Origin of the sequence: Enterobacter cloacae complex sp. I3 (genome assembly GCF_014896175.1) — a bacterium.
Lineage (GTDB): Bacteria > Pseudomonadota > Gammaproteobacteria > Enterobacterales > Enterobacteriaceae > Enterobacter > Enterobacter bugandensis.
Window position 1 is genome coordinate 71,947 of sequence record NZ_JADBQZ010000007.1, and the last position, 26,498, is coordinate 98,444.

At 57.2% G+C, this 26,498-nt stretch carries 24 protein-coding genes; 15 read left to right on the forward strand and 9 right to left on the reverse strand.

Annotation, left to right across the window (positions count from 1 at the left end; translation table 11 throughout):
• Window positions 1-13 precede the first annotated feature (13 nt).
• Window positions 14-892 (reverse strand): 4-hydroxy-tetrahydrodipicolinate synthase, encoded by an 879-nt coding sequence (gene dapA / locus IM271_RS06955; protein WP_028014021.1) that lies wholly within the window; start codon window positions 890-892, stop codon window positions 14-16.
• A gap of 145 nt (window positions 893-1,037) precedes the next feature.
• On the opposite strand from dapA, the gene IM271_RS06960 reads away from it, so the two are divergent.
• A complete protein-coding gene (locus IM271_RS06960) occupies window positions 1,038-1,607 on the forward strand; it encodes a glycine cleavage system transcriptional repressor (RefSeq protein ID WP_048959913.1) in 570 nt (189 codons plus the stop codon).
• Window positions 1,607-2,077 (forward strand): thioredoxin-dependent thiol peroxidase, encoded by a 471-nt coding sequence (bcp, locus tag IM271_RS06965; RefSeq protein WP_014171119.1) that lies wholly within the window; start codon window positions 1,607-1,609, stop codon window positions 2,075-2,077. Before IM271_RS06960 ends, bcp begins: the two co-directional genes overlap by 1 nt.
• Before the next feature lie 95 nt (window positions 2,078-2,172).
• On the opposite strand, the gene IM271_RS06970 is transcribed toward bcp, so the two are convergent.
• Window positions 2,173-3,237 (reverse strand): AI-2E family transporter, encoded by a 1,065-nt coding sequence (locus IM271_RS06970; RefSeq protein WP_028014023.1) that lies wholly within the window; start codon window positions 3,235-3,237, stop codon window positions 2,173-2,175.
• 221 nt (window positions 3,238-3,458) lie between these two features.
• Between IM271_RS06970 and bepA the strand changes: the two genes are divergently transcribed.
• Together bepA and arsC are read left to right on the forward strand one after the other, a co-directional pair.
• Window positions 3,459-4,922 carry a beta-barrel assembly-enhancing protease gene (gene bepA, locus IM271_RS06975; protein WP_041908772.1) on the forward strand — a complete coding sequence of 488 codons (1,464 nt, stop codon included), beginning with the start codon at window positions 3,459-3,461 and terminating at the stop codon, window positions 4,920-4,922.
• A gap of 13 nt (window positions 4,923-4,935) precedes the next feature.
• On the forward strand, window positions 4,936-5,292 hold the full coding sequence (gene arsC, locus IM271_RS06980; protein WP_193052376.1) for an arsenate reductase (glutaredoxin): 357 nt from the start codon (window positions 4,936-4,938) through the stop codon (window positions 5,290-5,292).
• Here arsC and IM271_RS06985 read toward each other — a convergent pair.
• Window positions 5,289-6,113 carry a homeodomain-like domain protein gene (locus IM271_RS06985; protein WP_041908768.1) on the reverse strand — a complete coding sequence of 275 codons (825 nt, stop codon included), beginning with the start codon at window positions 6,111-6,113 and terminating at the stop codon, window positions 5,289-5,291. The genes arsC and IM271_RS06985 overlap by 4 nt on opposite strands.
• A 147-nt stretch (window positions 6,114-6,260) precedes the next feature.
• On the opposite strand from IM271_RS06985, the gene celB reads away from it, so the two are divergent.
• The 3 genes from celB to IM271_RS07000 are packed head-to-tail and all read left to right on the forward strand — an operon-like array spanning window position 6,261 to window position 9,958.
• A complete protein-coding gene (gene celB, locus IM271_RS06990) occupies window positions 6,261-7,580 on the forward strand; it encodes a PTS cellobiose transporter subunit IIC (RefSeq protein WP_047368073.1) in 1,320 nt (439 codons plus the stop codon).
• A gap of 3 nt (window positions 7,581-7,583) precedes the next feature.
• Window positions 7,584-8,540 (forward strand): N(4)-(beta-N-acetylglucosaminyl)-L-asparaginase, encoded by a 957-nt coding sequence (locus IM271_RS06995; RefSeq protein ID WP_028014028.1) that lies wholly within the window; start codon window positions 7,584-7,586, stop codon window positions 8,538-8,540.
• Window positions 8,540-9,958 carry a M17 family metallopeptidase gene (locus IM271_RS07000; RefSeq protein ID WP_048999503.1) on the forward strand — a complete coding sequence of 473 codons (1,419 nt, stop codon included), beginning with the start codon at window positions 8,540-8,542 and terminating at the stop codon, window positions 9,956-9,958. The genes IM271_RS06995 and IM271_RS07000 overlap by 1 nt, the downstream gene beginning before the upstream one ends.
• 76 nt (window positions 9,959-10,034) lie before the next feature.
• On the opposite strand, the gene IM271_RS07005 is transcribed toward IM271_RS07000, so the two are convergent.
• From IM271_RS07005 to IM271_RS07020, 4 genes are all read right to left on the reverse strand, one after another.
• Complete coding sequence (locus IM271_RS07005; protein ID WP_211438414.1) at window positions 10,035-10,736, reverse strand: DnaA inactivator Hda; 702 nt, start codon at window positions 10,734-10,736, stop codon at window positions 10,035-10,037.
• Between the two features lie 96 nt (window positions 10,737-10,832).
• Complete coding sequence (uraA, locus tag IM271_RS07010) at window positions 10,833-12,122, reverse strand: uracil permease (protein WP_017692944.1); 1,290 nt, start codon at window positions 12,120-12,122, stop codon at window positions 10,833-10,835.
• An 82-nt stretch (window positions 12,123-12,204) separates the two neighbouring features.
• Window positions 12,205-12,831 (reverse strand): uracil phosphoribosyltransferase, encoded by a 627-nt coding sequence (upp, locus tag IM271_RS07015; protein WP_008501641.1) that lies wholly within the window; start codon window positions 12,829-12,831, stop codon window positions 12,205-12,207.
• 217 nt (window positions 12,832-13,048) lie between these two features.
• A complete protein-coding gene (locus IM271_RS07020) occupies window positions 13,049-14,479 on the reverse strand; it encodes a 6-phospho-beta-glucosidase (protein ID WP_028014031.1) in 1,431 nt (476 codons plus the stop codon).
• A gap of 266 nt (window positions 14,480-14,745) precedes the next feature.
• Between IM271_RS07020 and purM the strand changes: the two genes are divergently transcribed.
• The 4 genes from purM (at window position 14,746) to ppx (ending at window position 20,207) form a co-directional block, all read left to right on the forward strand.
• Window positions 14,746-15,783 carry a phosphoribosylformylglycinamidine cyclo-ligase gene (purM, locus tag IM271_RS07025; RefSeq protein WP_008501643.1) on the forward strand — a complete coding sequence of 346 codons (1,038 nt, stop codon included), beginning with the start codon at window positions 14,746-14,748 and terminating at the stop codon, window positions 15,781-15,783.
• Window positions 15,780-16,421 carry a phosphoribosylglycinamide formyltransferase gene (gene purN / locus IM271_RS07030; RefSeq protein ID WP_028014032.1) on the forward strand — a complete coding sequence of 214 codons (642 nt, stop codon included), beginning with the start codon at window positions 15,780-15,782 and terminating at the stop codon, window positions 16,419-16,421. Before purM ends, purN begins: the two co-directional genes overlap by 4 nt.
• A gap of 183 nt (window positions 16,422-16,604) precedes the next feature.
• The gene (gene ppk1, locus IM271_RS07035; RefSeq protein WP_028014033.1) at window positions 16,605-18,665 is read left to right on the forward strand and encodes a polyphosphate kinase 1; all 2,061 of its coding nucleotides are present in this window, start codon (window positions 16,605-16,607) and stop codon (window positions 18,663-18,665) included.
• Between the two features lie 3 nt (window positions 18,666-18,668).
• Window positions 18,669-20,207 carry an exopolyphosphatase gene (gene ppx / locus IM271_RS07040; RefSeq protein ID WP_028014034.1) on the forward strand — a complete coding sequence of 513 codons (1,539 nt, stop codon included), beginning with the start codon at window positions 18,669-18,671 and terminating at the stop codon, window positions 20,205-20,207.
• 4 nt (window positions 20,208-20,211) lie between these two features.
• Here the strand turns inward: ppx and IM271_RS07045 are convergent, their stop codons facing one another.
• Window positions 20,212-22,452, reverse strand: coding sequence for an EAL domain-containing protein (locus tag IM271_RS07045; RefSeq protein WP_028014035.1), 2,241 nt, complete (start codon window positions 22,450-22,452; stop codon window positions 20,212-20,214).
• Between the two features lie 371 nt (window positions 22,453-22,823).
• Here IM271_RS07045 and IM271_RS07050 point away from each other — a divergent pair, with 371 nt between their 5' ends.
• A complete protein-coding gene (locus IM271_RS07050; RefSeq protein ID WP_023337595.1) occupies window positions 22,824-22,994 on the forward strand; it encodes a YfgG family protein in 171 nt (56 codons plus the stop codon).
• Here IM271_RS07050 and IM271_RS07055 read toward each other — a convergent pair.
• A complete protein-coding gene (locus IM271_RS07055; RefSeq protein ID WP_193052377.1) occupies window positions 22,991-23,881 on the reverse strand; it encodes a LysR family transcriptional regulator in 891 nt (296 codons plus the stop codon). The genes IM271_RS07050 and IM271_RS07055 overlap by 4 nt on opposite strands.
• A 96-nt stretch (window positions 23,882-23,977) precedes the next feature.
• Here IM271_RS07055 and IM271_RS07060 point away from each other — a divergent pair, with 96 nt between their 5' ends.
• From IM271_RS07060 to IM271_RS07070, 3 genes are read left to right on the forward strand one after another with little or no spacing between them, the layout of a single operon-like run.
• Window positions 23,978-25,207 (forward strand): MFS transporter, encoded by a 1,230-nt coding sequence (locus tag IM271_RS07060; RefSeq protein ID WP_193052378.1) that lies wholly within the window; start codon window positions 23,978-23,980, stop codon window positions 25,205-25,207.
• A gap of 49 nt (window positions 25,208-25,256) precedes the next feature.
• The gene (locus tag IM271_RS07065; protein WP_193052379.1) at window positions 25,257-25,724 is read left to right on the forward strand and encodes a DUF6130 family protein; all 468 of its coding nucleotides are present in this window, start codon (window positions 25,257-25,259) and stop codon (window positions 25,722-25,724) included.
• An 11-nt stretch (window positions 25,725-25,735) separates the two neighbouring features.
• Window positions 25,736-26,479, forward strand: coding sequence for an alpha/beta fold hydrolase (locus tag IM271_RS07070; RefSeq protein WP_193052380.1), 744 nt, complete (start codon window positions 25,736-25,738; stop codon window positions 26,477-26,479).
• Window positions 26,480-26,498 lie beyond the last annotated feature (19 nt).

A 26,498-nucleotide genomic window follows, 5' to 3' on the forward strand; every position in this document is an offset into this window, starting at 1 on the left:
ATCTCCCTAAACTTTACAGCAAACCGGCATGCTTCAGCGCTGCCCTGACGATGTCGCGACCGTGGTCGGTAATCGGTGTCATTGGCAAACGCAGCGTATCGGATGCTACAAGCCCCAACTCCTTACACGCCCATTTCACTGGGATCGGATTGGGTTCGACAAATAATTTATTGTGCAACGGCATCAGACGCTGATTAATGACACGCGCTTCATTATAGTGACCGGCTGCGGCCAGTTTGCACATTTCAGCCATATCGCGCGCCGCAACGTTTGCCGTTACGGAGATCACGCCATGACCACCAAGCTGCATAAAGTCCAGCGAGGTCGCATCATCACCACTCAACAGGATAAAGTCGTCTGAAACCAGCTCTTTGATCTGATGAACGCGGCTTAAGTTCCCTGTCGCCTCTTTAATACCGATAATATTTTTTACTTCCGAGAGACGACCAACGGTTTCCGGCAGCATATCGCAGCCGGTACGGGACGGCACATTATACAGAATTTGTGGCAAGTCAGTATGTTCAGCGATGGCTTTGAAGTGCTGGAACAAACCTTCCTGAGTAGGACGGTTGTAGTAAGGGGTGACCGTCAGACAGCCCACGATGCCGCTGTCGTTAAAACGTTTGGTCAGGCTGATCGCTTCTGCGGTCGCATTAGCACCTGTCCCCGCAATGACCGGAATACGTCCGTCAGCCAGTTCCAGGGTCAGCATAACCACATCGCCGTGCTCTTCGTGGCTCAGCGTTGCAGATTCACCGGTAGTCCCTACCGAAACGATCGCCGAGGTTCCATTGGCGACATGGTAATCAATCAGCTTTTTCATGCTGGACCGGCAGACATTACCTTTTTCATCCATCGGTGTAACAAGCGCGACAATACTTCCCGTGAACATGAGCCATCCTCTGTGCGAACAAGAGCCTCAATGGTACGTTTGGAACTGTAATAAAAGCAAGCGACCTGAGGCCCTCTGGCGGTTGTATGCACGTTTTTTTTATGCTTTCCTTAGGAAGACTTAACCATGCAAAGGAAGAACAGGTTTGACAACCTCATCACAACATTACCTGGTTATCACCGCGCTGGGTGCCGACAGGCCGGGTATCGTGAACACCATCACCCGTCACGTGAGCAGCTGCGGCTGTAACATCGAAGACAGCCGCCTGGCGATGCTCGGCGAAGAGTTCACGTTTATCATGCTGCTGTCCGGAACATGGAATGCCATTACCCTTATTGAATCCACCCTGCCGCTGAAAGGCGCGGAGCTGGATTTGCTGATCGTCATGAAGCGCACCACCGCGCGCCCGCGTCCGGCCATGCCTGCGACCGTCTGGGTGCAGGTTGAAGTCCCTGATTCTCCGCATCTGATTGAGCGCTTTACCGCGCTGTTCGACAGCCATCAGATGAACATTGCCGAACTCGTCTCCCGCACGCAGCCGGGCGACGGAAGCACCGTTCCCACGCTCTTTATTCAAATTACCGCACACAGCCCTGCCTCGCAGGATGCGTCAAATATCGAGCAAGCGTTCAAAGCCCTCTGTACAGAATTAAACGCGCAGGGCAGTATAAGCGTCGTCAATTATTCGCAGCACGAACAGGATGGAGTTGAGTAATGAATCCACTGAAAGCCGGTGACATCGCACCGAAATTTAGCTTACCGGATCAAGACGGTGAGCAAGTAAATTTGACCGACTTCCAGGGACAGCGTGTTCTGGTCTATTTCTACCCGAAAGCCATGACCCCCGGCTGCACCGTACAGGCCTGCGGCTTACGCGACAACATGGACGAGTTGAAGAAAGTCGGCGTGGAAGTGCTGGGAATCAGCACGGATAAACCAGAAAAGCTGTCACGATTTGCGGAAAAAGAGCTGCTGAACTTCACGCTGCTTTCCGACGAAGACCACCAGGTCTGCGAGCAGTTCGGCGTCTGGGGTGAAAAGACCTTTATGGGTAAAACCTACGACGGCATTCACCGCATCAGCTTCCTGATTGACGCTGACGGTAAAGTTGAACATGTGTTTGACGACTTCAAAACCAGCAACCACCACGACGTGGTGTTGAACTGGCTGAAACAAAGCGCCTGATAAACAGCAAAACGGCAACCCAGGTTGCCGTTTTTAGTGTGTTCCCCCTCTCCCACAGGGAGAGGGTCGGGTGAGGGCATCAGGCCGCACAAAATCTACTTCTCTTCCACCGCAGGCACATCCGGCCACGCGTGCACCACCGCTTTAATCAGCGTCGCCAGCGGAATGGCAAAGAACACGCCCCAGAATCCCCACAGCCCGCCGAAAATCACCACCGACAGGATAATCACCAGCGGATGCAGGTTCACGGCCTCGGAGAACAGCACCGGCACCAGCAGGTTACCGTCCAGCCCCTGAATAATCAGGTATACCGCAAAGCAGCTCCAGAACTCGGTACCCAGACCAAACTGGAACAGCGCAACGCCCACCACCGGAATGGTTACCACAAACGCGCCGATATACGGGATCAGAACCGAAAATCCGACCAGCACCGCCAGCAGCAGCGAGTAGTTCAGGCCGAAGATCAGGAAGCCAATCCAGGTGGCGACTCCCACGACTATCATCTCCAGCACCTTGCCGCGAATGTAGTTGGTGATCTGCTGGTTCATCTCCTGCCAGACCTGCCCGGCCAGCCCGCGATTGCGCGGCAGCACGCGGCGTACCGCGTTCAGCATCTGCTCTTTGTCCTTGACCAGGAAGAACACCATTAGCGGCACGAGCACAAGATAGACGGCCAGCGTCAGCAGACCCACCAGCGAGGCCAGAGAGTATTTCACCACCGAATCGCCCATCGTCATGATGCGGGCGCGCATGTTTTCGGCCATCGCATCTATGATCCCCGCATCCATCAGCGCGGGGTAACGACGCGGCAGCGTGGCGGCGAAATCAGACAGCTTGTTCAACATCCCGGGCATATCGCGGATCAGGTAGATCCCCTGCTGCCAGGCAACCGGCATCACCACAAATGCCATCAGCAGCAGAATGCCGACAAACAGCACCAGCACGATGCTGGTCGCCCAGCGGCGCGAACAGCCGATATGTTCCAGGCGCGCCGTTGGCCACTCCAGCAGGTACGCGAGCACAATCGCCACCAGCAGAGGGGCGAGCAGGCCGCTGAAGAAGAACAGAATACCGAACCCGGCAACCAGAATAACCAGCAAAGCAATGGCTTCCGGGTCACTGAACCGACGCCGATACCACTGCATTAACATTTCGAGCATACAACCCTTCCCTGAATCGATTGGCGGGAGTGAGACGGTGAATTGTATCTAACTGTCACAAAAAAGACTTTCGCTTTTTGTATCCCTGTCACAATCCGCAAAAGCCTGATGAATGGGATTTTATTCATGCGGTAACACGGCTACACTCGCAGGGCAGCAGAGATGAACGATATGCCGGTTCATCGGTCAAATTAGCACCTCCAACATACAGGACAGTGGTTATGTTCAGGCAGTTGAGAAAAACACTGGTTGCAACACTGATTGCCGCAGTGACGGTCGGTCAGGTGTTGCCCGCTTTCGCTGACTCGTCCGATTCATTGCCGGACATGGGCACCACGGCAGGAAGCACGCTCTCTATCGGGCAAGAGATGCAGATGGGTGATTACTATGTGCGCCAGCTGCGCGGCAGCGCCCCGCTGATCAACGACCCTTTGCTGGTGCAGTACATTAACGGGCTGGGGATGCGCCTGGTGGCGCACGCCGACTCGGTAAAAACGCCCTTCCACTTCTATTTAATTAATAACGACGAAATCAACGCCTTCGCCTTCTTCGGCGGAAACGTGGTGCTGCATTCGGCGTTATTCCGTTACTCAGACAACGAAAGCCAGCTGGCTTCGGTAATGGCGCACGAAATTTCGCACGTTACCCAGCGCCACCTCGCGCGTGCAATGGAAGACCAGAAGCGTAACGCCCCGCTCACCTGGGTGGGCGCACTGGGCTCTATTCTGCTGGCGATGGCCAGCCCGCAGGCCGGGATGGCGGCCCTGACCGGTACGCTTGCGGGAACGCGTCAGGGGATGATCAGCTTCACCCAGCAAAACGAGCAGGAAGCTGACCGCATCGGCATTCAGGTTTTACAGCGCTCCGGCTTTGACCCGCAGGCCATGCCGAGCTTCCTGGAAAAACTGCTCGACCAGGCACGGTATTCTTCCCGTCCGCCGGAAATTTTGCTCACCCACCCGCTGCCGGAAAGCCGTCTCTCGGACGCACGCAACCGTGCCAACCAGATGCGCCCGGTGGTCGTGCAGTCTTCGCAGGACTTCTACATGGCGAAAGTAAGAACGCTCGGCATGTACAACTCCGGACGTAACCAGCTCACCAGCGATCTGCTGGATACCCTGGCGAAAGGCAACGTGCGGGAAAAAAATGCCGCGCAGTATGGTCAGGCGCTACAGGCGATGGAAGCCAGTAAATACGACGAGGCGCGTAAAGCGCTGCAGCCGCTGCTGGCAGCCGACCCGAACAATCCGTGGTATCTCGATCTCTCGACGGACATCGATCTGGGGCAGAAGAAAGCCACTGATGCGATTAACCGCCTGAAAGGGGCGAAAGACATACGGACCAACCCGGTGCTGCAGCTTAACCTGGCGAACGCTTATTTGCAGGGCGGTCAGCCTGCGCAGGCCGTGACCATTCTGAACCGCTACACGTTTAACAATAAAGACGACCAGAACGGCTGGGAGCTGCTCGCTCAGGCGCAGGGGCAACTCGGTAACCGCGATCAGGAACTGGCGGCGCGTGCTGAAGGGCTGGCGCTGGCGGGCCGTCTCGATCAGGCTATTTCCCTGCTCAGCAGCGCCAGCTCGCAGGTGAAGCTCGGCAGCCTGCAGCAGGCCCGCTACGATGCGCGTATCGACCAGCTGCGCGGCCTGCAACAACGCTTTAAGCCGTACGAGAAGATGTAATAAAGGAGAAGTCATGACAGACGCGGTAAAAATTTACCATAACCCTCGCTGCTCCAAGAGCCGCGACACCCTCAGCCTGCTGAAATCTAACGGCATCGACCCGGAAGTGGTGCTGTATCTGGAGACGCCGCCGGACGCTCAGACGATCCGCGAGCTGCTGCACATGCTGGGGATGGGCAGCGCGCGCGAACTGATGCGTCAGAAAGAGGATCTGTATAAATCGCTTAATCTGGATGACAGCCGCCTCACCGAGGCTGAACTGGTACAGGCGATGGTCGACAATCCAAAGCTGATTGAGCGCCCGATTGTGGTGGCGAACGGCAAGGCGCGCATTGGCCGTCCGCCGGAAGAAGTGCTCGACATCCTCTAGTCCTTACGCCGCAGCGCTTCCAGAAACGCCTGCGGCGTACTCTCTCCCAGCTTTTTCTGCGTTTTGCCCCGGTTATAAAACTCGCACAGAGCGATCAACACCTCTCCCGCCGGTTCATCATTTACGCGAGGAATAACATCGCCTAATGGCACCGCCACCTGAAGCGCGTTGTGTTTTTGGGGATGCGTTTTTACAGCCACATCTTTTGCAGCCTCCGTCAGCTCAAAACCAAAAGTCTCAATAGATTGTATATCAGCAGGACAGTCATCAAGCAGCGCCCTCGTCCAGGTATTGAGCAACTGAGGCGACAGTCCCGCATAGAGCCGGGCATAACACCAGCCGCTCACCGGTTCGCGCGCCCAGAGCAGGTGTTGTTCGCCCCCATCGTCCATGTGCAGGGATAAAGGCAGATGATGGAGCATCAGCGTATGCGGCCGCATGCCAGCCTTCAGCGCTTTTATTCCCTGCAACGGCCCCCCTTTTAGCTTCGCGGAGGCCGGTTTGAGATAGCGATTTAGCGTTGCCCTTGAAACGCGGATCCCCAGCACGTCGTTAACCATCTGCAGCAGTTCATCTAACGGCGCCCCTGAGATGTCGCGCAGCGCATTCACCAGCGCCACCTGCTCCTGTCTCAACGCTTTGTGTATCACTTTTGGCGTGGTGTGGTTATCCGAAACCTGGTCGCGGTTGCGCCAGCGCCTGACGGTCGTGACCGAGATCCCCAGCTCAACGGCAAGCTCTCTGTCGCTTTTATCTGACTGTTGCAGATAGCGGCGGATGCGCGGCGTGGTGGTCGCATTGGCATGTAGTTTAATTTCCATCGCAACAATTCCGTTAACTAATCATATGAGATTTATATAACACAGGCGATTGCTTTGTGACCGGTTTCACCTTTCGCTCGCCGCGCTTCACTGATAATCCACAGACATAACATAAACAACACCCCTCAATCTTGTACGGAGTTCACAATGAACAATGTTCTGGGATTTCTTGAAGCAAAACTGATGCCCCTGGCGGCGAAAACGGCCCAGCAGCGTCATCTCGGGGCCATTCGCGGTGCCTACGTGTCATTCATGCCATTTATTATCGTCGGCTCCATTCTGCTGGTTATCTCCTCCTTCCCTAACCAGGCCTATCAGCAGTTTATGTCTCAGGCCTTTGGCGAGAGCTGGAGCGCGATTATTGAAATTCCATTCAACGCGGTGTTCTCCACCATGTCGCTGTTCATCAGCTTCCTGGTCGCCTTCCGCCTGGCGGAACACTACGGCGAGGACCGCATCTCCTGCGGCATTCTGGCGCTGGTCGCGTTTCTGATCCTGACGCCGTTTATTAAGGTGGCGGAAAATGGCGGGATTACCGTGATGCCGGTGGAGTGGATTGGCAGCAAAGGATTGTTCGTGGCGATGATCGGCTCGCTGCTCTGGACGGAGCTGTTCTGCTGGCTGAAGCGCAAAAATCTGGTCATTAAAATGCCGGACGGCGTGCCTCCTGCGGTGCAGGAGTCGTTCGCGGCGCTGATCCCCGCCCTGCTGGTGATGATTCTGGTACTGGGTATCCGCATCGTCTTCGAAAACACTCACTACAACACCATCCACCAGTTTATTTATGAAGTGGTTGCTACCCCGGTGCGCCACTACGGCACCTCCTATTTCGGTGCGCTGATGACCGTTTTCAGCATCACCATTCTCTGGTCAGTGGGCATTAACTCCGGCTCGATGATTAACGGCATCATTCGTCCGCTGTGGATGGAAAACCAGACCGACAACATCGCCGCTATCCAGGCGGGGACGACGCCGCCGCACATTATCACGGAACAGTTTTTTGACATGATCTGGATGGGCGGCGCGGGTGCTACGCTGTCGCTGGTGATTGCGATGCTGATTTTCGCCCGCAGTAAAAACATGCGCGAAGTGGCGCGCCTCGGCGCCGGGGCGTCGGTGTTTAACATCAACGAGCCGATTCTGTTTGGCCTGCCGGTGATCATGAACCCGATCATGCTTATTCCGTTCAACCTGGTGCCGCTGGTGCTGGTCACCGTGCAGTATGCGGCGATGAAGGTTGGCGCGGTCGCCGTCACCACCGGGGTGTTTATCCCCTGGACGCTGCCGCCGGTGATCAGCGGTTTTATCGTCACCGGACACCTGAGCGGCAGCGTGATGCAGCTGATCAACCTGCTGATTGGCGCCATGCTGTACCTGCCTTTCATGCGTATCGTGGACAAACAGTACCGCGCGGCGGAAATTGCCACCGTTACGCAAACCGACACCACCCTTGCAAAACAGGAGTAAAGCATGTGGGGAATTATCGCAACCTGGCGAATGGCGCTTGAAGGGGTAACGGAATCTGCGTCTGCCCTGGCGGCGGGAAAACCGGTCGCTACGGCGGTGGTTGATGCCGTCGCCGCCGTCGAAGACTTTCCGTTTTATAAATCCGTCGGCTACGGCGGGCTGCCGACCGAAAACGGCGAAGTCGAGCTGGATGCGGCATTCATGGACGGCGACACGCTGGCGTTCGGTGCCGTGGGGAACCTGGTGGATATCGCCAACCCGGTGCGCGTGGCGCACGCGCTCAGCCGCCAGCGCTACAACAGCCTGCTGGTCGGCCAGGGCGCGCGTGAATGGGCGCTAAGTCAGGGCTTTGCCGACAAAAGCATGCTCACCGAACGCGCCATGCAGCACTACCGCAAACGCTGCCGCGAGACGCTGGATAAAGGCTTAAGCCCGTACGACGGACACGACACCGTCGGCATTATCGGCCTCGATAAGCAGGGGTCGATGAGCGTTGCCACCTCCACCAGCGGCCTGTTTATGAAAAAACGCGGCCGCATTGGGGATTCGCCGATTATCGGCTCCGGCTTTTACTGCGACAGCGAAACCGGCGCGGCCACCGCTACGGGCGTCGGTGAAGATCTGATGAAAGGCTGCACGAGCTACGAAATCGTTCGTCGCATGGCGCAGGGTATGACGCCGCAGCAGGCGGCAGACTCCGTGGTGTTCGAGCTGGAAGACAAGCTGATGTCGCGCTTCGGTCGCGTGGGCGATCTCTCCGTGGTGTGCATGAACAACAGGGGCGAATTTGGCGCCGCCACTAACATCAAAACCTTCTCGTTTGTGGTGGCGACGGCCCGTCAGCCCCTCACCGTTTTTCGTACCGAGCGCCTGCGGGAGAAAACGCACTATCACGCCGTGGACGAAGAGTGGATGCAGGCCTACGCCGCGCGGATCCGCGCACCGATTGAGGAGTCATGATGATCGCGTATCAGTTTATCACCGCGCTTTCTGACGCGAAGCCACGAAGCCATTTAATCGCCCGCGTCTCCTGTGCGCAGTTGCCGCAAACCGCGCTTGTTGCGGAAATGCGTGACTCTGACGGCATCGCGAACACCCGCTTTGGCTGCGCGCCCTTTGCGCGCATCACCCTGCTGCCGGATGCGCTCTGGCATGACGCGCTCACTGAAGGCCTGCTTGCCGCCCTGCGACCGCTGTTTGCCTCTCCCATCAGCGCAGATATCGTGCTGGACGTGACGGATATCGACGAGGTGGTGCTGGCGCAGGTGCTGCGTTTTCTCTTTAATCAGGCGCACAGGCTGAGCGATTTACAGCTGAAAAAAACCAGTGAGTGCGTTCGTATTAAGCACATCACCGCCCTCTGCCTGCCGGAACAGCAGGCGAAGCTGGAAACAATTTTCCGCCAGCAGCAGGCCATCGCTCACGGCATGGTCGCAGCGCGTCGCCTGGCGGATATACCCTCCGATCGCTGTACGCCGCAGTTTATGGTCGAAGAGGCGCAAAAACTGTGTGCCGCCTACCCTGCCCTGCGCTGCGAGGTGCTGAACGAAAAGGCTATTGTTGAGCAAGGTCTTGGGCTGCTGAACGCCGTCGGCAAAGGGGCGACCTGTCCGCCACGTCTGCTGGCTATTCATTATGACGGCGTTTCTGACGGCCCGGTGCGCTGCTACGTAGGTAAAGGCATCACCTTCGATACCGGCGGCCTGTGGCTGAAGGAAGGCGCAGGCATGTACACCATGAAATACGACATGTGCGGTGCGGCCAACGTGCTGGGGCTGGTGCTGACCGTAGCAGAGCTGGCGCTGCCCGTACGCATCATGGGCGTGCTGGCGCTGGCGGAAAACGCCATCGGACCGGACGCCATGCAGCCCGGCTCGGTAGCAACGGCCTGCAACGGCATGACGGTTGAAATCAACAACACCGACGCCGAAGGCCGACTGGTGCTGGCGGATGCCATCGCCTGGGCCAGCCAGCGCCATCCGCAGGCGCGCTATATCATTGATATGGCGACCTTAACCGGTGCGGTGGTGAAAGCGCTGGGGTATGAGCTGAGCGGGCTGATGACGCAGGACGAGCCGCTGCGCGCCGCGCTGACGCAGGCGGGTAAGCGGAGCGGTGACGAAGTGTGGTCCCTGCCGCTGGACGCGCGGCTGAAAAAGCAGACCGACAGCGCGATTGCCGATCTGTGCAACACCCCGACAAACAACGCGGCAATCAGCGCGTCGGCGGCGTGGTTGCTGCACCATTTTTGCCCGCAGACGATCCCGTGGGCGCATCTGGACATCAGCGGCACGGCGCTGTGGCGCGAGAACGGCAGGAGCGTGGCGTCGGGAAGGCCGATTCCGCTGCTGGTGGAGCACTTGGTGGGGGATCTTTAGCCCGGTGGCGCTGCGCTTACCGGGCCTACGGACGCCATATGTAGGCCGGGTAAGGCGCAGACGCCACCCGGCATAACTACAGCTTAAGAATATCTTTCACAAACGGAATGGTCAGCTTGCGCTGGGCGGTAATGGAGGCGCGATCGAGCTGATCGAGCGTATCAAACAGGGTGCGCATCTCGCGGTCCAGACGCTTGAGCAGGAAACGGCCCACGTCTTCCGGCAGCTCAAAGCCGCGCTGCTTTGCTCGCAGCTGTAACGCCTGCAGCTTATCTTCATCTGATAGCGGCTGGAGCTTGTAGATTTGTCCCCAGTCCAGACGAGACGCCAGATCCGGCAGCCCAAGATTAAGCTGGCGCGGCGGACGATCGCCGGTGATCAGCAGCCGGGTTTTGCCCGACTCCAGAATGCGGTTGTAGAGGTTAAAGATCGCCATTTCCCACGGCTCGTCCCCCGCCACGCATTCGATATTATCGATGCAGACCAGCGAGAGATGTTCCATGCCCTCAAGCACTTCAGGCACAAACCAGGTACGTTTATCCAGCGGCACATAGCCGACCGCATCGCCGCGCGCCGAAAGCTCGGCACAGGCGGCATGCAGCAGGTGGCTGCGCCCCGCGCCTTCGCGTGACCAGATATAGATGTATCCGCTGTGATCCTGACGCAGCACGTTTTGCAGTGCAGCCAGTAAAGAGGGGTTATCACCCGGCCAGAAACTCGCAAAAGTTTCGTCGTCAGGGAGATAGAGTGGCAGAGAGAGCTGTGCCGGTCCGTTCAGAAATACCTCAACCAGAGATCTTACATAAAATCGGCGATGAGTTTAACACGGAACCTGCCAGGAGAGAACCGGGCGATCCTTCGCCCAGTTAATGGATCAGTGTGGGGCTTTTTCGCTTTCGTCAGCGTCCAGCACCACCTCTTCCGGGCGGATCACCGAGATCAGCTTGAAAATCAGGCTCAGGCCCACGCCCACGATGGTCGCCAGCGCCATGCCCTTCAGCTCGGCCGCACCGATGTGCACCTTCGCGCCGCTCACGCCGATGATCAGGATAACGGAGGTCAGGATCAGGTTTTGCGCCTTGCTGTAATCCACTTTGGATTCAATCAGCACGCGAATACCGGAGGCACCGATCACGCCGTACAACAGCAGAGAAACGCCGCCCATCACCGGCACAGGAATGATCTGAATCGCTGCCGCCAGCTTGCCCACGCAGGAGAGCAGAATGGCGATGATCGCCGCGCCGCCGATAACCCAGGTACTGTAGACGCGGGTAATCGCCATCACGCCGATGTTTTCACCGTAGGTGGTGTTTGGCGTGGAACCGAAGAAACCGGAGATGATGGTGGAGAAACCGTTGGCAAACATGGAGCGGTGCAGACCCGGGTCGCGGATCAGGTCGCGCTTCACAATGTTCGCCGTCACCACCAGGTGGCCAACGTGCTCCGCAATTACCACCAGCGCGGCAGGCAGAATGGTGAAAATGGCGAACCATTCAAAGCGTGGGGTGTAGAAAGTTGGCAGCGCGAACCAGTGCGCCTCGGCAATCGGGGTGGTATCCACAACGCCCATGACGAAGGAGAGCGCGTAGCCCGCCAGCACGCCGATCAGGATCGGGATAATCGCCATAAAACCGCGGAACAGCACGGAGCCAAATACCGTCACGCCCAGCGTCACCAGTGAGATGATAATGGTTTTGGAGTCCGGCGACTGGCCGTCCGCAGGCAGCAGGCCGGCCATATTAGCCGCCACGCCCGCCAGCTCCAGACCGATGACGGCAACGATGGCGCCCATCGCCGCAGGCGGGAACATCACGTCCAGCCAGCCGGTACCGGCTTTCTTCACAATGAAGGAAACCAGGCAGAACAGCACGCCACACATGATAAAGCCGCCCAGCGCGACCTCATAACCCAGCGGCAGCAGCAACAGCACCGGCGAGATAAAAGCAAAGCTCGACCCCAGATACGCCGGGATTTTGCCTTTACAGATAAAGAGGTACAGCAGCGTACCGATGCCGTTGAAAAGCAGCACGGTAGCCGGGTTAATGTGAAACAGGATTGGCACCAGCACGGTTGCGCCAAACATAGCGAACAGGTGCTGCAAACTAAGCGGGATAGTCTGTAAAAGCGGCGGTCTTTCACTCACCCCGATAGCACGGCGCGTCATAGTGTTTTCCTCTGTGTAGTATTGTTGGTTTTTATTCAAAAAAAAGCCGACTATCAAAGTCGGCTTATTTATCGTTATTCGATTATTTCGTACCAAAGATCTTATCGCCGGCATCGCCGAGCCCCGGGATGATGTACCCGTGCTCGTTCAGCCCCTGGTCGATAGAGGCGGTGTACAGCTCAACGTCCGGGTGCGCTTTCTCCAGCGCCGCGATCCCTTCCGGAGCAGCAACCAGAACCAGCACCTTAATGCTGCTGCAGCCCGCTTTTTTCAGCAGATCGATGGTGGCGATCATTGAACCGCCGGTCGCCAGCATTGGGTCAACCACCAGCGCCATGCGCTCGTCGATGTTAGAGACCAGCTTCTGGAAGTAAGGTACCGGCTCCAGCGTCTCTTCGTTACGGTAGATACCGACCACGCTGATGCGCGCGCTCGGTACGTGCTCCAGCACGCCTTCCATCATGCCAAGACCGGCACGCAGGATAGGCACTACGGTAATTTTCTTACCTTTGATCTGCTCAACCTGCACCGGACCGTTCCAGCCTTCGATGGTCACTTTTTCTGTTTCCAGATCGGAGGTTGCTTCGTAGGTCAGCAGGCTGCCCACTTCAGAAGCCAGTTCGCGAAAACGCTTCGTGCTGATGTCATGCTCACGCATCAGGCCCAACTTGTGTTTAACGAGTGGGTGTTTCACTTCCACAATCTTCATTCTCTTTCTCCTCTGAGGTGGCATCCGCAAAAAAATCGCGGGATTATACCGCTTTTTTCGGATTGCGCCATACCCAACTTGCTTGACGTATATCAATCAAAAACAAAAAAACCGGAGGCTGGGCTCCGGCTTGGGTGCGGGGTCTTGCCCGGTGGCGCTGCGCTTACGCGGGCCTACGTGTATTGTAGGTCGGGTAAGCGTTAGCGCCACCCGACAATTAGAGGTTGTCGCCGTTGCTCGCAATCACCTGCTTATACCAGTCGAACGATTTCTTCTTGCTGCGGTTCAGGGTGCCGTTACCTTCGTTATCTTTATCGACAAAGATAAAGCCGTAGCGTTTTTTCATTTCGCCCGTTCCGGCAGACACCAGGTCGATACAGCCCCACGGGGTATAGCCCATCAGATCCACGCCGTCTTCCACCACCGCTTTTTTCATCTCGCGGATGTGCGCGGAAAGGTAATCGATGCGGTACTGGTCGTTCACCGTGCCGTCGCTCTCCTGCACGTCGATCGCGCCAAAGCCGTTCTCAACGATAAACAGCGGCAGCTGATAGTGATCCCAGAACCAGTTCAGAGAGTAGCGCAGCCCGACCGGATCAATCTGCCAGCCCCAGTCGGATTTCTGCACGTACGGGTTGGAGACCAGGCTCTTGCTTTCGTCGTAGTCCAGCGCCGGGTTATCTGCCGTCGCTTTGGTGGCGAAAGACATGTAGTAGCTGAACCCGATGTAATCCACGCAGCCCTGCGTGAGCGCCGCCTTATCTTCTTCGGTAATATCCAGCGCGAAGCCGCGACGTTCGAAGTAGTTGAGCAGATGCTGCGGATATTTGCCGCGCACGTGAACGTCGGTAAACCAGTAGCGACGGTGCATGGCGTTCATCGCCATCATCATGTCGTCCGGCGCACAGGTCAGCGGGTAGATGGGGCACATGGCAATCATGCAGCCGATCTGCAGCGACGGGTTAATCTCGCGCCCCGCCTTCACCGCCAGGGCGCTGGCCACCAGCTCATAGTGCGCCGCCTGGAACATCACCGGCTCGCGGTCTTCACCCGGCGCGTACTTCAGCCCGGAGTTGGTAAATGGCGCAAAGTCTTCGTGGAAGTTGGCCTGGTTGTTGATCTCGTTAAAGGTCATCCAGTACTTCACCTTGTGCTGGTAACGCTCAAAAACGACCTTTGCAAAACGCACGAAGAAGTCGATCAGCTTACGGTTGCGCCAGCCGCCGTATTCCGTCACCAGGTGGAACGGCATCTCGAAGTGGGAAAGCGTAATAACCGGTTCAATGCCGTACTTCAGGCATTCGTCGAACAGATCGTCATAGAATTTGAGGCCCGCCTCGTTCGGCTCCAGCTCGTCGCCTTTCGGGAAGATACGCGTCCAGGCGATGGAGGTACGGAAGCATTTGAACCCCATCTCGGCAAAGAGTTTGATGTCTTCTTTATAACGGTGGTAGAAATCGATAGCCTCATGGTTAGGGTAGTTTTTCCCCTCCAGCACGCCGTTGGTGATTTCACGCGGCACGCCGTGGGCGCCCGCGGTCATGACGTCGGCAACGCTTACGCCCTTACCGCCCTCTTTCCAGCCGCCCTCAAGCTGGTGAGCTGCAACGGCCCCACCCCACAGAAAATCTGCTTTGAATCCTGACATTCGCTTTCCCTCATTCTGCGTTATTTTCTGCAAAAACAATTACAGAAACCGGTTTCAGTTCGATGATGTGCAAAGGGGATATTCGTTGCAAGCAGATCGCCGAAACCGGTTTCATTTTCGTGAACGGAGTCAAGTTTGGCTGCATTTGCGGGCTATACAGAAAAAAAGATCCCCACGTCCAGAATAGGCTCGCAAACGTTTGCCTGGACTGTTAGAATTGCGCCGATTTTTCTTACTAGCTATGCAATCGCGTGGGGATTTAAGCCGTGACCAACAAAACTTCTCTCAGCTACAAAGATGCCGGTGTTGATATTGACGCAGGTAATGCGCTGGTTGACCGAATCAAAGGTGTGGTGAAGAAAACCCGCCGCCCGGAAGTGATGGGTGGTCTGGGTGGATTCGGCGCACTGTGCGCGCTGCCGCAAAAATATCGTGAACCTGTTCTGGTCTCGGGTACTGACGGCGTAGGCACCAAGCTGCGCCTGGCGATGGATTTAAAACGTCACGACACGATCGGTATCGATCTGGTTGCGATGTGTGTGAACGACCTGGTGGTTCAGGGCGCAGAGCCGCTGTTCTTCCTCGATTACTACGCGACCGGCAAACTGGATGTGGATACCGCAGCCAGCGTCATTAACGGTATCGCCGAAGGCTGTCTGCAGTCCGGCTGTGCGCTGGTGGGCGGTGAAACCGCTGAAATGCCGGGCATGTACCACGGCGAAGATTATGACGTCGCGGGCTTCTGCGTCGGCGTAGTAGAAAAATCAGAAATTATCGACGGCAGCAAAGTGGCCGATGGCGATGTGCTGATCGCGCTGGCCTCCAGCGGCCCGCACTCTAACGGCTACTCTCTGGTGCGTAAAATCCTCGAAGTAAGCGGCTGCGATCCGCTGACCACCGAGCTGGACGGTAAACCGCTGGCCGACCACCTGCTGGCCCCAACCCGCATCTATGTGAAAAACGTGCTGGAGCTTATCGAGAACGTTGACGTTCACGCTATTGCTCACCTGACCGGCGGCGGCTTCTGGGAAAACATCCCGCGCGTGCTGCCTGACAACACCCAGGCGGTGATCGACGAATCCTCATGGCAGTGGCCAGCCGTCTTTAACTGGCTGCAGACTGCAGGCAACGTGAGCTCTCACGAAATGTACCGTACCTTTAACTGCGGCGTGGGCATGGTTATCGCCCTGCCGGCAAGCGAAGCGGATAAAGCGGTTAAGCTGCTGACCGAGAAAGGTGAAAACGCGTGGAAAATCGGTACGATTAAAGCCTCCGATTCCGAACAGCGTGTGGTCATTGAATGAAAAACATCGTGGTGCTCATTTCCGGCAACGGAAGCAATTTGCAGGCCATCATAGACGCCTGCAAACAGAAGAAAATCAATGGCACCATTCGGGCAGTTTTCAGCAACAAGGCCGACGCGTTCGGTCTTGAGCGCGCGCGGGAAGCGAACATTCCCGCTCACGCGCTGGAAGCCAGCCAGTTCGCCGGACGTGAAGCCTTTGACCGCGAGCTGGTGCAGGAGATTGACGCCTACGCGCCCGACCTCGTGGTGCTGGCGGGCTATATGCGTATTCTGAGCCCAGCCTTCGTCGAACACTACGCCGGTCGACTGCTGAATATTCACCCTTCCCTGCTGCCAAAATATCCCGGCCTGCATACCCATCGTCAGGTGCTGGAAAACGGTGACGAGGAGCACGGTACCTCCGTCCATTTCGTGACCGACGAGCTGGACGGTGGCCCGGTGATCCTGCAGGCGAAAGTCCCGGTCTTTGACGGCGACAACGAAGACGACGTGACCGAACGCGTGCAGACGCAGGAGCACGCCATTTACCCGCTGGTGGTAAGCTGGTTTGTCGACGGGCGTCTCGAAATGCGCGACGGCGCAGCCTGGCTGGATGGCGTGAAGTTGCCCCCGCAGGGTTATGCGGCCGAAGAGTAGTTTGCTATGTCGGGTGGCGCTTCGCTTACCCGATATTCCCTCCCCCAACCCGCTAAATTCCCCAACAAAAAAAATAACTGTCATACTTTTCTGGCACTGTTGGACATATCGTGGAAATGCTCGCCATAATAAGGACGAGACGGATTTACCACGTCCTGTGATTGAACTGGAGTGTGAGCTGTAATGGGTCAGGAAAAGTTATATATCGAGAAAGAGCTAAGCTGGTTAGCATTTAACGAACGTGTACTCCAGGAAGCGGCAGACAAAAGTAACCCGCTGATCGAACGCATGCGTTTTTTAGGCATTTATTCCAACAACCTGGATGAGTTCTACAAGGTTCGCTTTGCCGAGCTGAAAAGACGCATCATCATCAGCGAAGAACAGGGCTTAAACTCGCACTCGCGGCATCTGCTGGGCAAAATCCAGTCCCGCGTGCTGAAAGCCGATCAGGAATTTGACGGCCTGTATAACGAACTGCTGCTGGAGATGGCGCGCAATCAAATATTCCTGATTAACGAACGTCAGCTTTCCGTTAACCAACAAAACTGGCTGCGCCACTACTTTAAACAGTACCTGCGCCAGCACATTACCCCGATTCTGATCAACCGCGAAACCGATCTGGTGCAGTTCCTGAAGGATGACTACACCTACCTGGCGGTGGAAATTATTCGCGGTGAATCCATCCGTTATGCCCTGCTGGAGATCCCGTCCGACAAGGTGCCGCGCTTCGTGAACCTGCCGCCGGAAACCCCGCGCAGACGCAAGCCGATGATCCTGCTGGATAACATCCTGCGCTACTGCCTGGACGACATCTTCAAAGGCTTCTTCGATTACGATGCGTTAAACGCCTACTCGATGAAGATGACCCGTGACGCCGAATATGACCTGGTGCACGAGATGGAAGCCAGCCTGATGGAGCTGATGTCCTCCAGCCTGAAACAGCGTCTGACGGCTGAGCCGGTGCGCTTTGTCTATCAGCGCGATATGCCGGACGCCATGGTGGAGATGCTGCGCGAGAAGCTGACCATTTCGCGCTATGACTCCATCGTGCCGGGTGGCCGTTACCACAACTTTAAAGACTTCATTGGCTTCCCGAACGTTGGCAAAGCCAATCTGGTGAACAAACCGCTGCCGCGCCTGCGTCATATCTGGTTCGATAAATTCCGCAACGGATTCGACGCTATCCGCGAGCGCGACGTGCTGCTCTACTACCCGTACCACACCTTTGAACACGTGCTGGAGCTGCTGCGTCAGGCCTCGTTCGACCCGAACGTGCTGGCGATCAAAATCAATATCTACCGCGTGGCAAAAGATTCCCGCATCATCGATGCGATGATCCACGCGGCACACAACGGCAAAAAAGTCACCGTGGTGGTTGAGCTGCAGGCGCGCTTCGACGAAGAGGCAAACATTCACTGGGCGCGCCGGTTGACGGAAGCGGGCGTGCACGTGATCTTCTCCGCGCCGGGTCTGAAAATTCACGCCAAACTGTTCCTGATCTCGCGTAAAGAGGGGGATGACGTGGTGCGCTATGCCCACATCGGCACCGGGAACTTTAACGAAAAAACCGCGCGGATTTATACCGACTACTCGCTCTTAACCGCTGACGCCCGCATTACCAACGAAGTGCGCCGGGTCTTTAACTTTATCGAAAACCCGTACCGCCCGGTCAGCTTCGACTATCTGCTGGTCTCACCGCAGAACTCGCGCCGCCTGCTGTACGATATGATCGATAAAGAGATCGCCAATGCGCAGAAAGGCTTGTCGTCCGGCATCACGCTGAAGCTTAACAACCTGGTCGATAAAGGGCTGGTGGACAGGCTGTATGCGGCGTCCAGCTCCGGCGTGCCGGTTAACCTGCTGATCCGCGGCATGTGCTCGCTTATTCCGGAACTGGAAGGCATCAGCGACAATATTCGCGTTATCAGCATCGTTGACCGCTACCTGGAGCACGATAGGGTCTATATTTTCGATAATGCGGGCGATAAGCAGGTCTATCTCTCTTCGGCAGACTGGATGACGCGCAATATTGACTATCGAATTGAAGTCGCGACGCCGCTGCTGGATCCGCGTCTGAAACAGCGTATCCTCGACATTATCGAGATCCTGTTCAGCGATACGGTGAAGGCGCGCTATATCGACAAAGAACTCAGTAACCGCTACGTACCGCGCGGCAACCGCCGTAAAGTGCGGTCACAGCTGGCGATTTACGACTATATCAAATCACTCGAGCAACCCGATTAACCTATGCCGATAAATGATAAGACCCCACGCCCGCAGGAATACGCCGCGGTCGATCTTGGCTCTAACAGTTTTCACATGGTCATCGCCCGTGAGGTGGATGGCGCGCTGCAGATCATCGGTCGTCTGAAGCAGCGCGTACACCTGGCGGATGGGCTTGATGAGCGCAGCATGCTCAGCGAAGAGGCGATGGAGCGTGGTTTAAACTGCCTGTCGCTGTTTGCCGAACGCCTGCAGGGCTTCTCGCCCTCCAGCGTTTGCATCGTGGGCACCCACACGCTGCGCCAGGCGCTGAACGCGCCGGAGTTCCTCAAGCGGGCCGAAAAAGTGATCCCCTACCCGATTGAGATCATCTCCGGTAACGAGGAGGCGCGTCTGATTTTCATGGGCGTTGAACATACCCAGCCGGAAAAAGGGCGCAAGCTGGTGATCGACATCGGCGGTGGTTCTACGGAGCTGGTGATCGGTGAAGACTTTGAGCCGCGCCTGGTGGAGAGCCGTCGCATGGGCTGCGTCAGCTTCGCGCAGATGTACTTCCCCGGCGGCACCATTACCCGTGAAAACTTCCAGCGGGCGAAAATGGCTGCGATCCAGAAGCTGGAGAATCTGGCCTGGCAGTACCGCATTCAGGGCTGGAACGTGGCGCTGGGCGCGTCGGGCACCATCAAGGCGGCGCATGAAGTGCTGCTGGCGATGGGTGAAAAAGACGGTTTTATCACGCCTGAACGCCTGACCCTGCTGACCGAAGAGGTGCTGAAGCATAAAAGTTTTGACGCCCTAAGCCTGCCGGGGCTTTCCGACGAGCGTAAGGCAGTCTTCGTGCCGGGCCTGGCTATTCTCTGCGGCGTGTTTGACGCCCTGGCGATTAAAGAGCTGCGCCTTTCCGACGGCGCGCTGCGTGAGGGGGTGCTGTATGAGATGGAGGGCCGTTTCCGCCATCAGGACATTCGCAGCCGCACCGCGCAGAGCCTGGCCAACCAGTACAACATCGACCGCGAGCAGGCGAAGCGCGTGCTGGAAACCACGGTGCAGATGTACGAGCAGTGGCAGGAGCAGAACCCCAAGCTGGCGCACCCGCAGCTTGCCGCGCTGCTGAAATGGGCCGCGATGCTGCACGAGGTAGGGCTGAACATCAACCACAGCGGGATGCACCGCCATTCAGCGTATATTCTGCAAAACAGCGATCTGCCCGGCTTCAACCAGGAGCAGCAAACCATGATGGCGACCCTGGTGCGCTATCACCGTAAAGCCATCAAGCTCGACGATCTGCCGCGCTTCACGCTGTTTAAGAAAAAGCAGTTCCTGCCGCTTATTCAGCTGCTGCGCCTGGGCGTGCTGCTGAACAATCAGCGTCAGGCCACCACCACACCGCCGACGCTGAAGCTGAAAACCGACGATCACCACTGGACGCTGAGCTTCCCGCACGACTGGTTCAGCCAGAACGCGCTGGTCCTGCTGGACTTGGAAAAAGAGCAGCAGTACTGGGAAGCGGTCACCGGCTGGATGCTCAAAATCGAGGAAGATAGCGCCGACGTCGCCGCGTAACGGCTCAGGCGTCCGCCGTGGACGCCTCTGCTTCCAGCAGTGACTCAAGCGGTGCCGGTCTGCCAATCAGATAGCCCTGCACATAATCAATGCCTAGCGCGTGCACCGCGCTACGTATCTCTTCGGTCTCGACATATTCCGCCACCACCAGCATCTTCTTCATGCGCGCCAGATGACAGATAGAGGCCACAATCTGGTAATCCAGACTGTTGTTGACGATATTGCGGATGAAATCGCCGTCGATTTTGAGAATGTCCGCATCCACGCTTTTCAGCCGCGCATAGCTCGCATAGCCGGTACCAAAATCATCGATCGCAATGCGTACCCCCATTTTCTGCAGCTGCCGCAGGATGTGGAGCCCCTGCTCCGCGTTGCAGAAGGTGCTGCACTCCGTCACTTCAAAGATCAGCTGCCACGGCTCAATGGCATATTTCGCCAGCAGGCGACTCACCTCAAGCGGGAACTGCACCCGACACACCGTTGAAGGGGCCAGATTAATGGCAAAGCGCTGGCCGGGCAGCCGTTCGCGATGCGCGGCGAGGAAGCGCAGCGTATGCTCCAGCACCCACAAATCTACCCGCGAAGAGAGGCCAAACTCCTGGGCTATCGGCAGGAATTGTTCAGGGGAGATCAACAGCCCGTTTGCATCAGTCATCCGCAGCAAGACCTCATGATACCTATCGCCACGCAGGCCGCGTACGGGCTGAACGAGCAGCGTGAATGCGTTGTTATCCAGCGCACGCTGCAGGCGACTCATCACCGCGACTTTATCCTTCAGGCTACGCTGCAGATGGACGGCGCCGCGCTGCTGAAGATTTTCCGGGTGGTTAGAGGAGAGCGATAGATCGGCCACCACCCCCAGCTCACCCAGCACCAGATAGAGGTGGTTAACCGGCGAACGCACATAGCAGTAGCTCACCCCCACCTGCGGCTGCAGCGGCATGCCGTCCCAGACAAAGCGGAACTGCTTGATGTGCTCGTCCAGGGTTTCAATCCGCTGCTGGTGCGATTCGGCGTTAAGGCGAACCGCCATGTCACAGCCCGTCAGGTGATAGACCTGCTCATTGGGCTGGAGCGTGCCGTTAATCCATTGCGCCAGCTGCTGTTTGTACTGAATGCGCAGTAACACGCCATAGTTACGGCCCAGAATTTCAAGCTCCGGAACGCGGAGTAAACAGAGCGCCGACCACGGGTTTTTCGCCAGATCGCGCGAGAGCGCCCGCAGGTTAGGCATATGCAGAACCGGGTCGAGCAGCGCCAGCCTGCGGGAGCGTTTGTTCACCGCCCGCTGCCGGGTCGCCAGCATCGACATGTAGATCACCACAAACGAGAAGACCAGATAGCTGGAAGAGGTGATTGCCAGCTGAATGTCGTACCCCTGGTTCACGGGGATATAGCGGTAAAAATAGTGAATAGACACCAGCAGTATCGGGATCCAGATAAGCGAAATCAGCTTATAGCCAAAGCGCATCGCTCCCCAGAGCATCACCGGCATCAGCAGCGACAGGGTGTAGTTAGTGGTGAAAATCGAACTGTTTTCATTCATCGGCAGCAGCAGGAGCGAAAGCAGCCCGGCAAGCGCAATGGCCCAAATCAGAAACTCAGCGCGCGTCACCTTTTTGTCTATCTGGGTACGGATCTGCGAGATGAGGCTTTTGAGATAGCGCGGATGACGAATCAGGCGGATCAGCAGATAACTTAACGGCACGCCCGTCAGACCGCTGACCAGCAAGGCCTGATAGTTGATCAGCGTGCGAATGTTGAGGGGGTTAAGCCCTGCCAGGCTCTGGCGACTCTCATACACGCCCAAATACACCGCAAACTGGAACAACAACAGAAACAGCGTCGCGGGGCAGAAGGCCTGCCAGAAGATGCGCTGCGCCATCAACCGTACGTCGCCATACGCCGTCATATTGCGTCTGGGCGCAAACACCCGGTAGCCGCCCCAGCTAAGCACTATAGGGACAATAAAATGGAGCACGCCGGCGACAGTTTCAAACATCCCGACCGACGGGTAATAGCGGATAAACAGCGACAACACGATCCCGGGAAGGGCTTCCAGACCAAAAAACATCATCAGCGAAAGCAAAAACGAGAGCGGTAAATAATAAAGTGCCGCTATCCCGTCGCCCAGGTGCGTGAACGTATTCGCCACGCTCAGTACGGGAAGTAAAACCACCGGTAAAATAAGCGGCAATACCCACCAGCGGTGTTGATTCTTTTTCAGGAAAGCAAAAATGTTCATAGATGCCCGGTTAAACCCCTTTTTCTCCAGAAGGAAAATAATGACAGGCATCCAACCTGACCTGGCGCAGCCCGGCGACGTGCGGGGCAAACGGTATGGAGGAGGGATTTTAAATATCAGGGCCGGGAATCCGTTGACATAAATCAAACTATTTTACGCAAATAAGCTTTGCACCGCTTTTTTTTGAAATAATTTTCTTCATATTATCAATATGGTAAATGCAAATATTAATTTCAATAACAATAATTAATGTAAACGTTGACGGTTATTTACACATGACGGAATTGACCCTCTCTTTCCGCTGTGCCTTAATATCCCCGTCGCCCAGTAGGGCATGCCCAGGAAAAAGAAGAGTGAGTCAGGCCACGCGTATGCGCAAACGACACCGTTTTAACACCCGGATGACCCGCATTATACTGCTCATCAGCTTTCTGTTTTTCTTTGGCCGCTTCGTTTACTCTTCCATCGGCGCCTGGTATCACCATCAGGACAAAATCCAGTCGCAGCAGTCCAGCCTGAACGTCGACGCCGCTGACCGCTAGCCCTGCGATGGGTTTTGCACCAGCCGAATAATCCCCGCGATCCCTTTGCTGAGGATCTTGTCCTGCCGCATCACGATGGCGAGCTGTCGCTGCAGCACGGGCGTGAGCGACATGACGCAGAGCCCTTCACGGTCAGCGTCATGCTCAACCGCCATTCGCGGAACGATACTGTAGCCGAGCCCCACCCGAACCATACGCTTAATCGCCTCAATGCTGCCAAGCTGCATCACCGGCGCGATCGCTAACCCATTGGCCGCAAACCAGCCATCAATGAGCGCCCGGGTACCGCTGCCAGACTCAAAGGCGATCAGCGGCTGAGCATGGAGCGCCTCCGGGGTTAACTCGCTGAAAGCATCCTGCTGTTCCCGCGACGCGATAAAAACAAACTCCTCGTCCATCACCGGCATAACGTCCAGCGCTCTGCCGCTGACCGGCAGCGTCACCAGCCCCATATCGAGACGGTTCTCTTCGATGGCCCTGACGATGTCGAGGGTGTTGCCCGTTGTTACGCCCACCCGCAGGAGCGGATAGTCGCGGCGCAGCTGCTCCAGCAGGGGCGGCAGAAGGTGGATACAGGCCGTCGCACCCGTGCCAAGAGTAATGGTCCCGCTGACATCGTGGCTGAACGCGCTCACGGACCGCAGGGTTTCGTCCACAACCTGCTGAATGCGCTCTCCGTGCACCAGCAGTGACTCTCCTGCCGCCGTGGCCTTAATGCCCCGCCCGGTACGCTCCACCAGCCGCGTTTGCAGAAACTGCTCCAGCTGGCGTACCTGCAGGCTGACGGCGGGCTGGGAAATGCCCAGTACATCCGCCGCAGCGGAAAAACTGCCGCGCTGGATCACCAGACGAAACGTCGCGAGATAGCCAAGATTAAGCGTCGTCATTCAAAGTTTCTCTTATACCGCGCATAAGGTTGCAGGCCTGCCAGCACAATACCGCGCTCGCTATGCTCAGGACAACTGCATAACGGAATGAAAACAATGGAAACACCTGCCCTGCCTCGTCGCCTTGCCCTTACTGCCGGATGTAATCAGCTTATCAACTGGGGGATCTCGTTTTATCTGCCCGGCACCTTTGCGCAGGCGATTTCAGCCGACCGGGGATGGTCATCACCGCAGATTTACCTCGGCCTAACGCTGGCGATGCTGGTGATGGCGGCGGTCTCCCCTTTCGTCGCCCGCCTGCTGGCACGCTTTGGCGGGCAGAAAGTGGTGATGGTCGGAACGCTGCTGATCGCCGCAAGCTGCGCAGAAATGGCGTATAGCCGGACGCTTTATGGCTGGTACGGCGCCTGGATTGTCGCTGGCACTGGGATGCGTCTGTCGCTGTACGATGCGCTGTTCGCCGCGCTGGTCAACCTCTACGGGCAGCAGGCGCGAAGAACGATCTCACGCGTCACGCTGGCGGGCGGGCTGGCCTCCGCCGTCTTCTGGCCGCTGGGCGATGGCCTGCTTCACATCATGAGCTGGCAGGACGCGTTACGCATTTATGCCCTGATTGGTCTGCTGAGCGCAGTGCTGATCCGCACGCTTCCCCGGCAGCGGCTGACGGAAAACACAAAGGCCATCGCACCGCCCCTGCGCAACGAGCGGCGTAACGCCTGGCTTTATGCGGCCTTCATCGCCCTTATCACCTTTGTCTCTAACGGCACCTCCACCCATCTGCCGGAGTTTATTGCCCACTTTGGCCTGCCGGTCGCCATCGGCATGCTGTGGGGGATCGGCCAGACGGGCGCGCGCTCGCTGGAGGTGCTGGCAGGTGGCCGCTTAACCCCCTTCAAACTTACGCTTTTTACCGCTCTTGCCATGCCGCTGTGTTTTCTTGTGGGAATAAGCAGCACCTTGTTTGTCTGGTGCGCGGCCGGGTTTGTGCTGGGCTACGGCGCCATCAACGGGCTGGTCACCATAGTAAAAGCCACGCTGCCACTGGAGCTGTTTAGCACGGAAAGCTATGCCCGCCGCACGGGCATGCTGCTTATTCCGGGCCAGCTGATGGCGGCAGCCGCACCGTTTACCTATGCGTGGCTGAATAAAACGCTGGGGATCGCGGGTGCAATGTGGGTGTCGACGGGGTTAACGCTGGTGATTGCCGGGCTGGCGATAGCGATCGTGCACCGTCCCGGGGGGCAAACTGTATCGCACTGTATCCCGCGCGACGCGCTGACAAACGGGTACAAAACGCCCCCTCCGGCAAATATCTCCGATACATAAAAATGGTTTTCTTTCCCTGTCGTCATTCAGAACTGATGAGGAGAGAACCATGATTCGCCGTTACGCAATTTTACCCCTGCTTGTCCTGGCCTCTGTAACACATGCCCAGGCCACGACGCTGGACAACCTGAGCGCCGCGGACGTTAACGGCCCCGCCGCCGTTGCTCCGCTGGCGCAGCCGCAGCCGCCTGCAAAACTGATCGTCGATCCGCCGCTTGCTGAGCCGCTGAGCAAAGGCGCGGTGTTTATTCAGTACCGGGCCGAAAACCTGCGCATCGAGCCGGTATTCGGCCCCGAGGCGCTCAAGGTCACCCCGCGCATCGGGCACATTCACGTGGTGGTGGACGGCGCGCCGTGGCACTGGGCTGACGCCAGCGGCGAGCCGGTGATCCTGGTGGGGCTGCCCGCCGGCAAGCACAAGGTAACGATCATTCTGGCTGACCCGACGCACAAGCCGCTCGACCACAAAACCATTGAATTTACCGTCCCGCCCCACGCGGCGGTCCACCATTTTTAAGGAGTCTGAAGATGAAAGCACTGTCTGTACTGACGGCGGGCCTGCTGGCGCTTTCCGCCAGCGCCTTCGCGGAAAATAAAACCAGCGTCGTGCTGGTGCACGGCGCGTTTGCCGACGGCAGCAGCTGGAATAAAGTGATTACCCTTCTGCAGAAACAGCACGCAGAGGTCATTGCCGTCCAGCTCCCGCTCACCTCGCTTAAGGATGATGTTGCCGCCACAAAACGGGCCATCGCCCGGGCGCACGGCGACGTGGTGCTGGTAGGCCACTCCTGGGGCGGCACCGTGATTAGCGAGGCGGGCAACGATGCACGTGTAAAATCGCTGGTCTATGTGGCGGCGTTCGCGCCGGATTCCGGCCAGTCGACGGCGGATCTGGCAGGAAGCTACCCGCCGCCGCCGGGTAGCGCGGGCATCGCTAAAACGGCGGACGGCTATTTATACCTGCCGACGGAAGCCGTCAGGAAGGATTTCGCGCCGGACGTGAAACCGGGTGAACAACAGACCATTGCGGCCACGCAGGGGCCAATAAAGGGCGAAGCTTTCGCAGAAAAAGTGACTCACGCCGCGTGGCACAACAAACCGAACTGGTATGTGGTGAGTAAGAATGACCGGATGATTAACCCGGCACTTGAACGCGCGATGGCGAAGACGATCCACGCGAAAACCACCGAGGTGGCCGCGAGCCACGTGTCAATGGTGAGCCAGCCGCAGATCGTTGCCCGGACGATTGAGCAGGCGATTGAAGCAAAGTAATTTTTTGCGAATTGTAGGC

Bases quoted from the DNA above. Each gene is read 5' to 3' on its own strand.
- dapA (WP_028014021.1), bottom strand. From the start codon at position 892: ATGTTCACGGGAAGTATTGTCGCGCTTGTTACACCGATGGATGAAAAA.
- bcp (WP_014171119.1), top strand. From the start codon at position 1,607: ATGAATCCACTGAAAGCCGGTGACATCGCACCGAAATTTAGCTTACCG.
- IM271_RS06970 (WP_028014023.1), bottom strand. From the start codon at position 3,237: ATGCTCGAAATGTTAATGCAGTGGTATCGGCGTCGGTTCAGTGACCCG.
- bepA (WP_041908772.1), top strand. From the start codon at position 3,459: ATGTTCAGGCAGTTGAGAAAAACACTGGTTGCAACACTGATTGCCGCA.
- arsC (WP_193052376.1), top strand. From the start codon at position 4,936: ATGACAGACGCGGTAAAAATTTACCATAACCCTCGCTGCTCCAAGAGC.
- IM271_RS06985 (WP_041908768.1), bottom strand. From the start codon at position 6,113: ATGGAAATTAAACTACATGCCAATGCGACCACCACGCCGCGCATCCGC.
- celB (WP_047368073.1), top strand. From the start codon at position 6,261: ATGAACAATGTTCTGGGATTTCTTGAAGCAAAACTGATGCCCCTGGCG.
- IM271_RS06995 (WP_028014028.1), top strand. From the start codon at position 7,584: ATGTGGGGAATTATCGCAACCTGGCGAATGGCGCTTGAAGGGGTAACG.
- IM271_RS07000 (WP_048999503.1), top strand. From the start codon at position 8,540: ATGATCGCGTATCAGTTTATCACCGCGCTTTCTGACGCGAAGCCACGA.
- uraA (WP_017692944.1), bottom strand. From the start codon at position 12,122: ATGACGCGCCGTGCTATCGGGGTGAGTGAAAGACCGCCGCTTTTACAG.
- upp (WP_008501641.1), bottom strand. From the start codon at position 12,831: ATGAAGATTGTGGAAGTGAAACACCCACTCGTTAAACACAAGTTGGGC.
- IM271_RS07020 (WP_028014031.1), bottom strand. From the start codon at position 14,479: ATGTCAGGATTCAAAGCAGATTTTCTGTGGGGTGGGGCCGTTGCAGCT.
- purN (WP_028014032.1), top strand. From the start codon at position 15,780: ATGAAAAACATCGTGGTGCTCATTTCCGGCAACGGAAGCAATTTGCAG.
- ppk1 (WP_028014033.1), top strand. From the start codon at position 16,605: ATGGGTCAGGAAAAGTTATATATCGAGAAAGAGCTAAGCTGGTTAGCA.
- ppx (WP_028014034.1), top strand. From the start codon at position 18,669: ATGCCGATAAATGATAAGACCCCACGCCCGCAGGAATACGCCGCGGTC.
- IM271_RS07045 (WP_028014035.1), bottom strand. From the start codon at position 22,452: ATGAACATTTTTGCTTTCCTGAAAAAGAATCAACACCGCTGGTGGGTA.
- IM271_RS07050 (WP_023337595.1), top strand. From the start codon at position 22,824: ATGCGCAAACGACACCGTTTTAACACCCGGATGACCCGCATTATACTG.
- IM271_RS07055 (WP_193052377.1), bottom strand. From the start codon at position 23,881: ATGACGACGCTTAATCTTGGCTATCTCGCGACGTTTCGTCTGGTGATC.
- IM271_RS07060 (WP_193052378.1), top strand. From the start codon at position 23,978: ATGGAAACACCTGCCCTGCCTCGTCGCCTTGCCCTTACTGCCGGATGT.
- IM271_RS07065 (WP_193052379.1), top strand. From the start codon at position 25,257: ATGATTCGCCGTTACGCAATTTTACCCCTGCTTGTCCTGGCCTCTGTA.
- IM271_RS07070 (WP_193052380.1), top strand. From the start codon at position 25,736: ATGAAAGCACTGTCTGTACTGACGGCGGGCCTGCTGGCGCTTTCCGCC.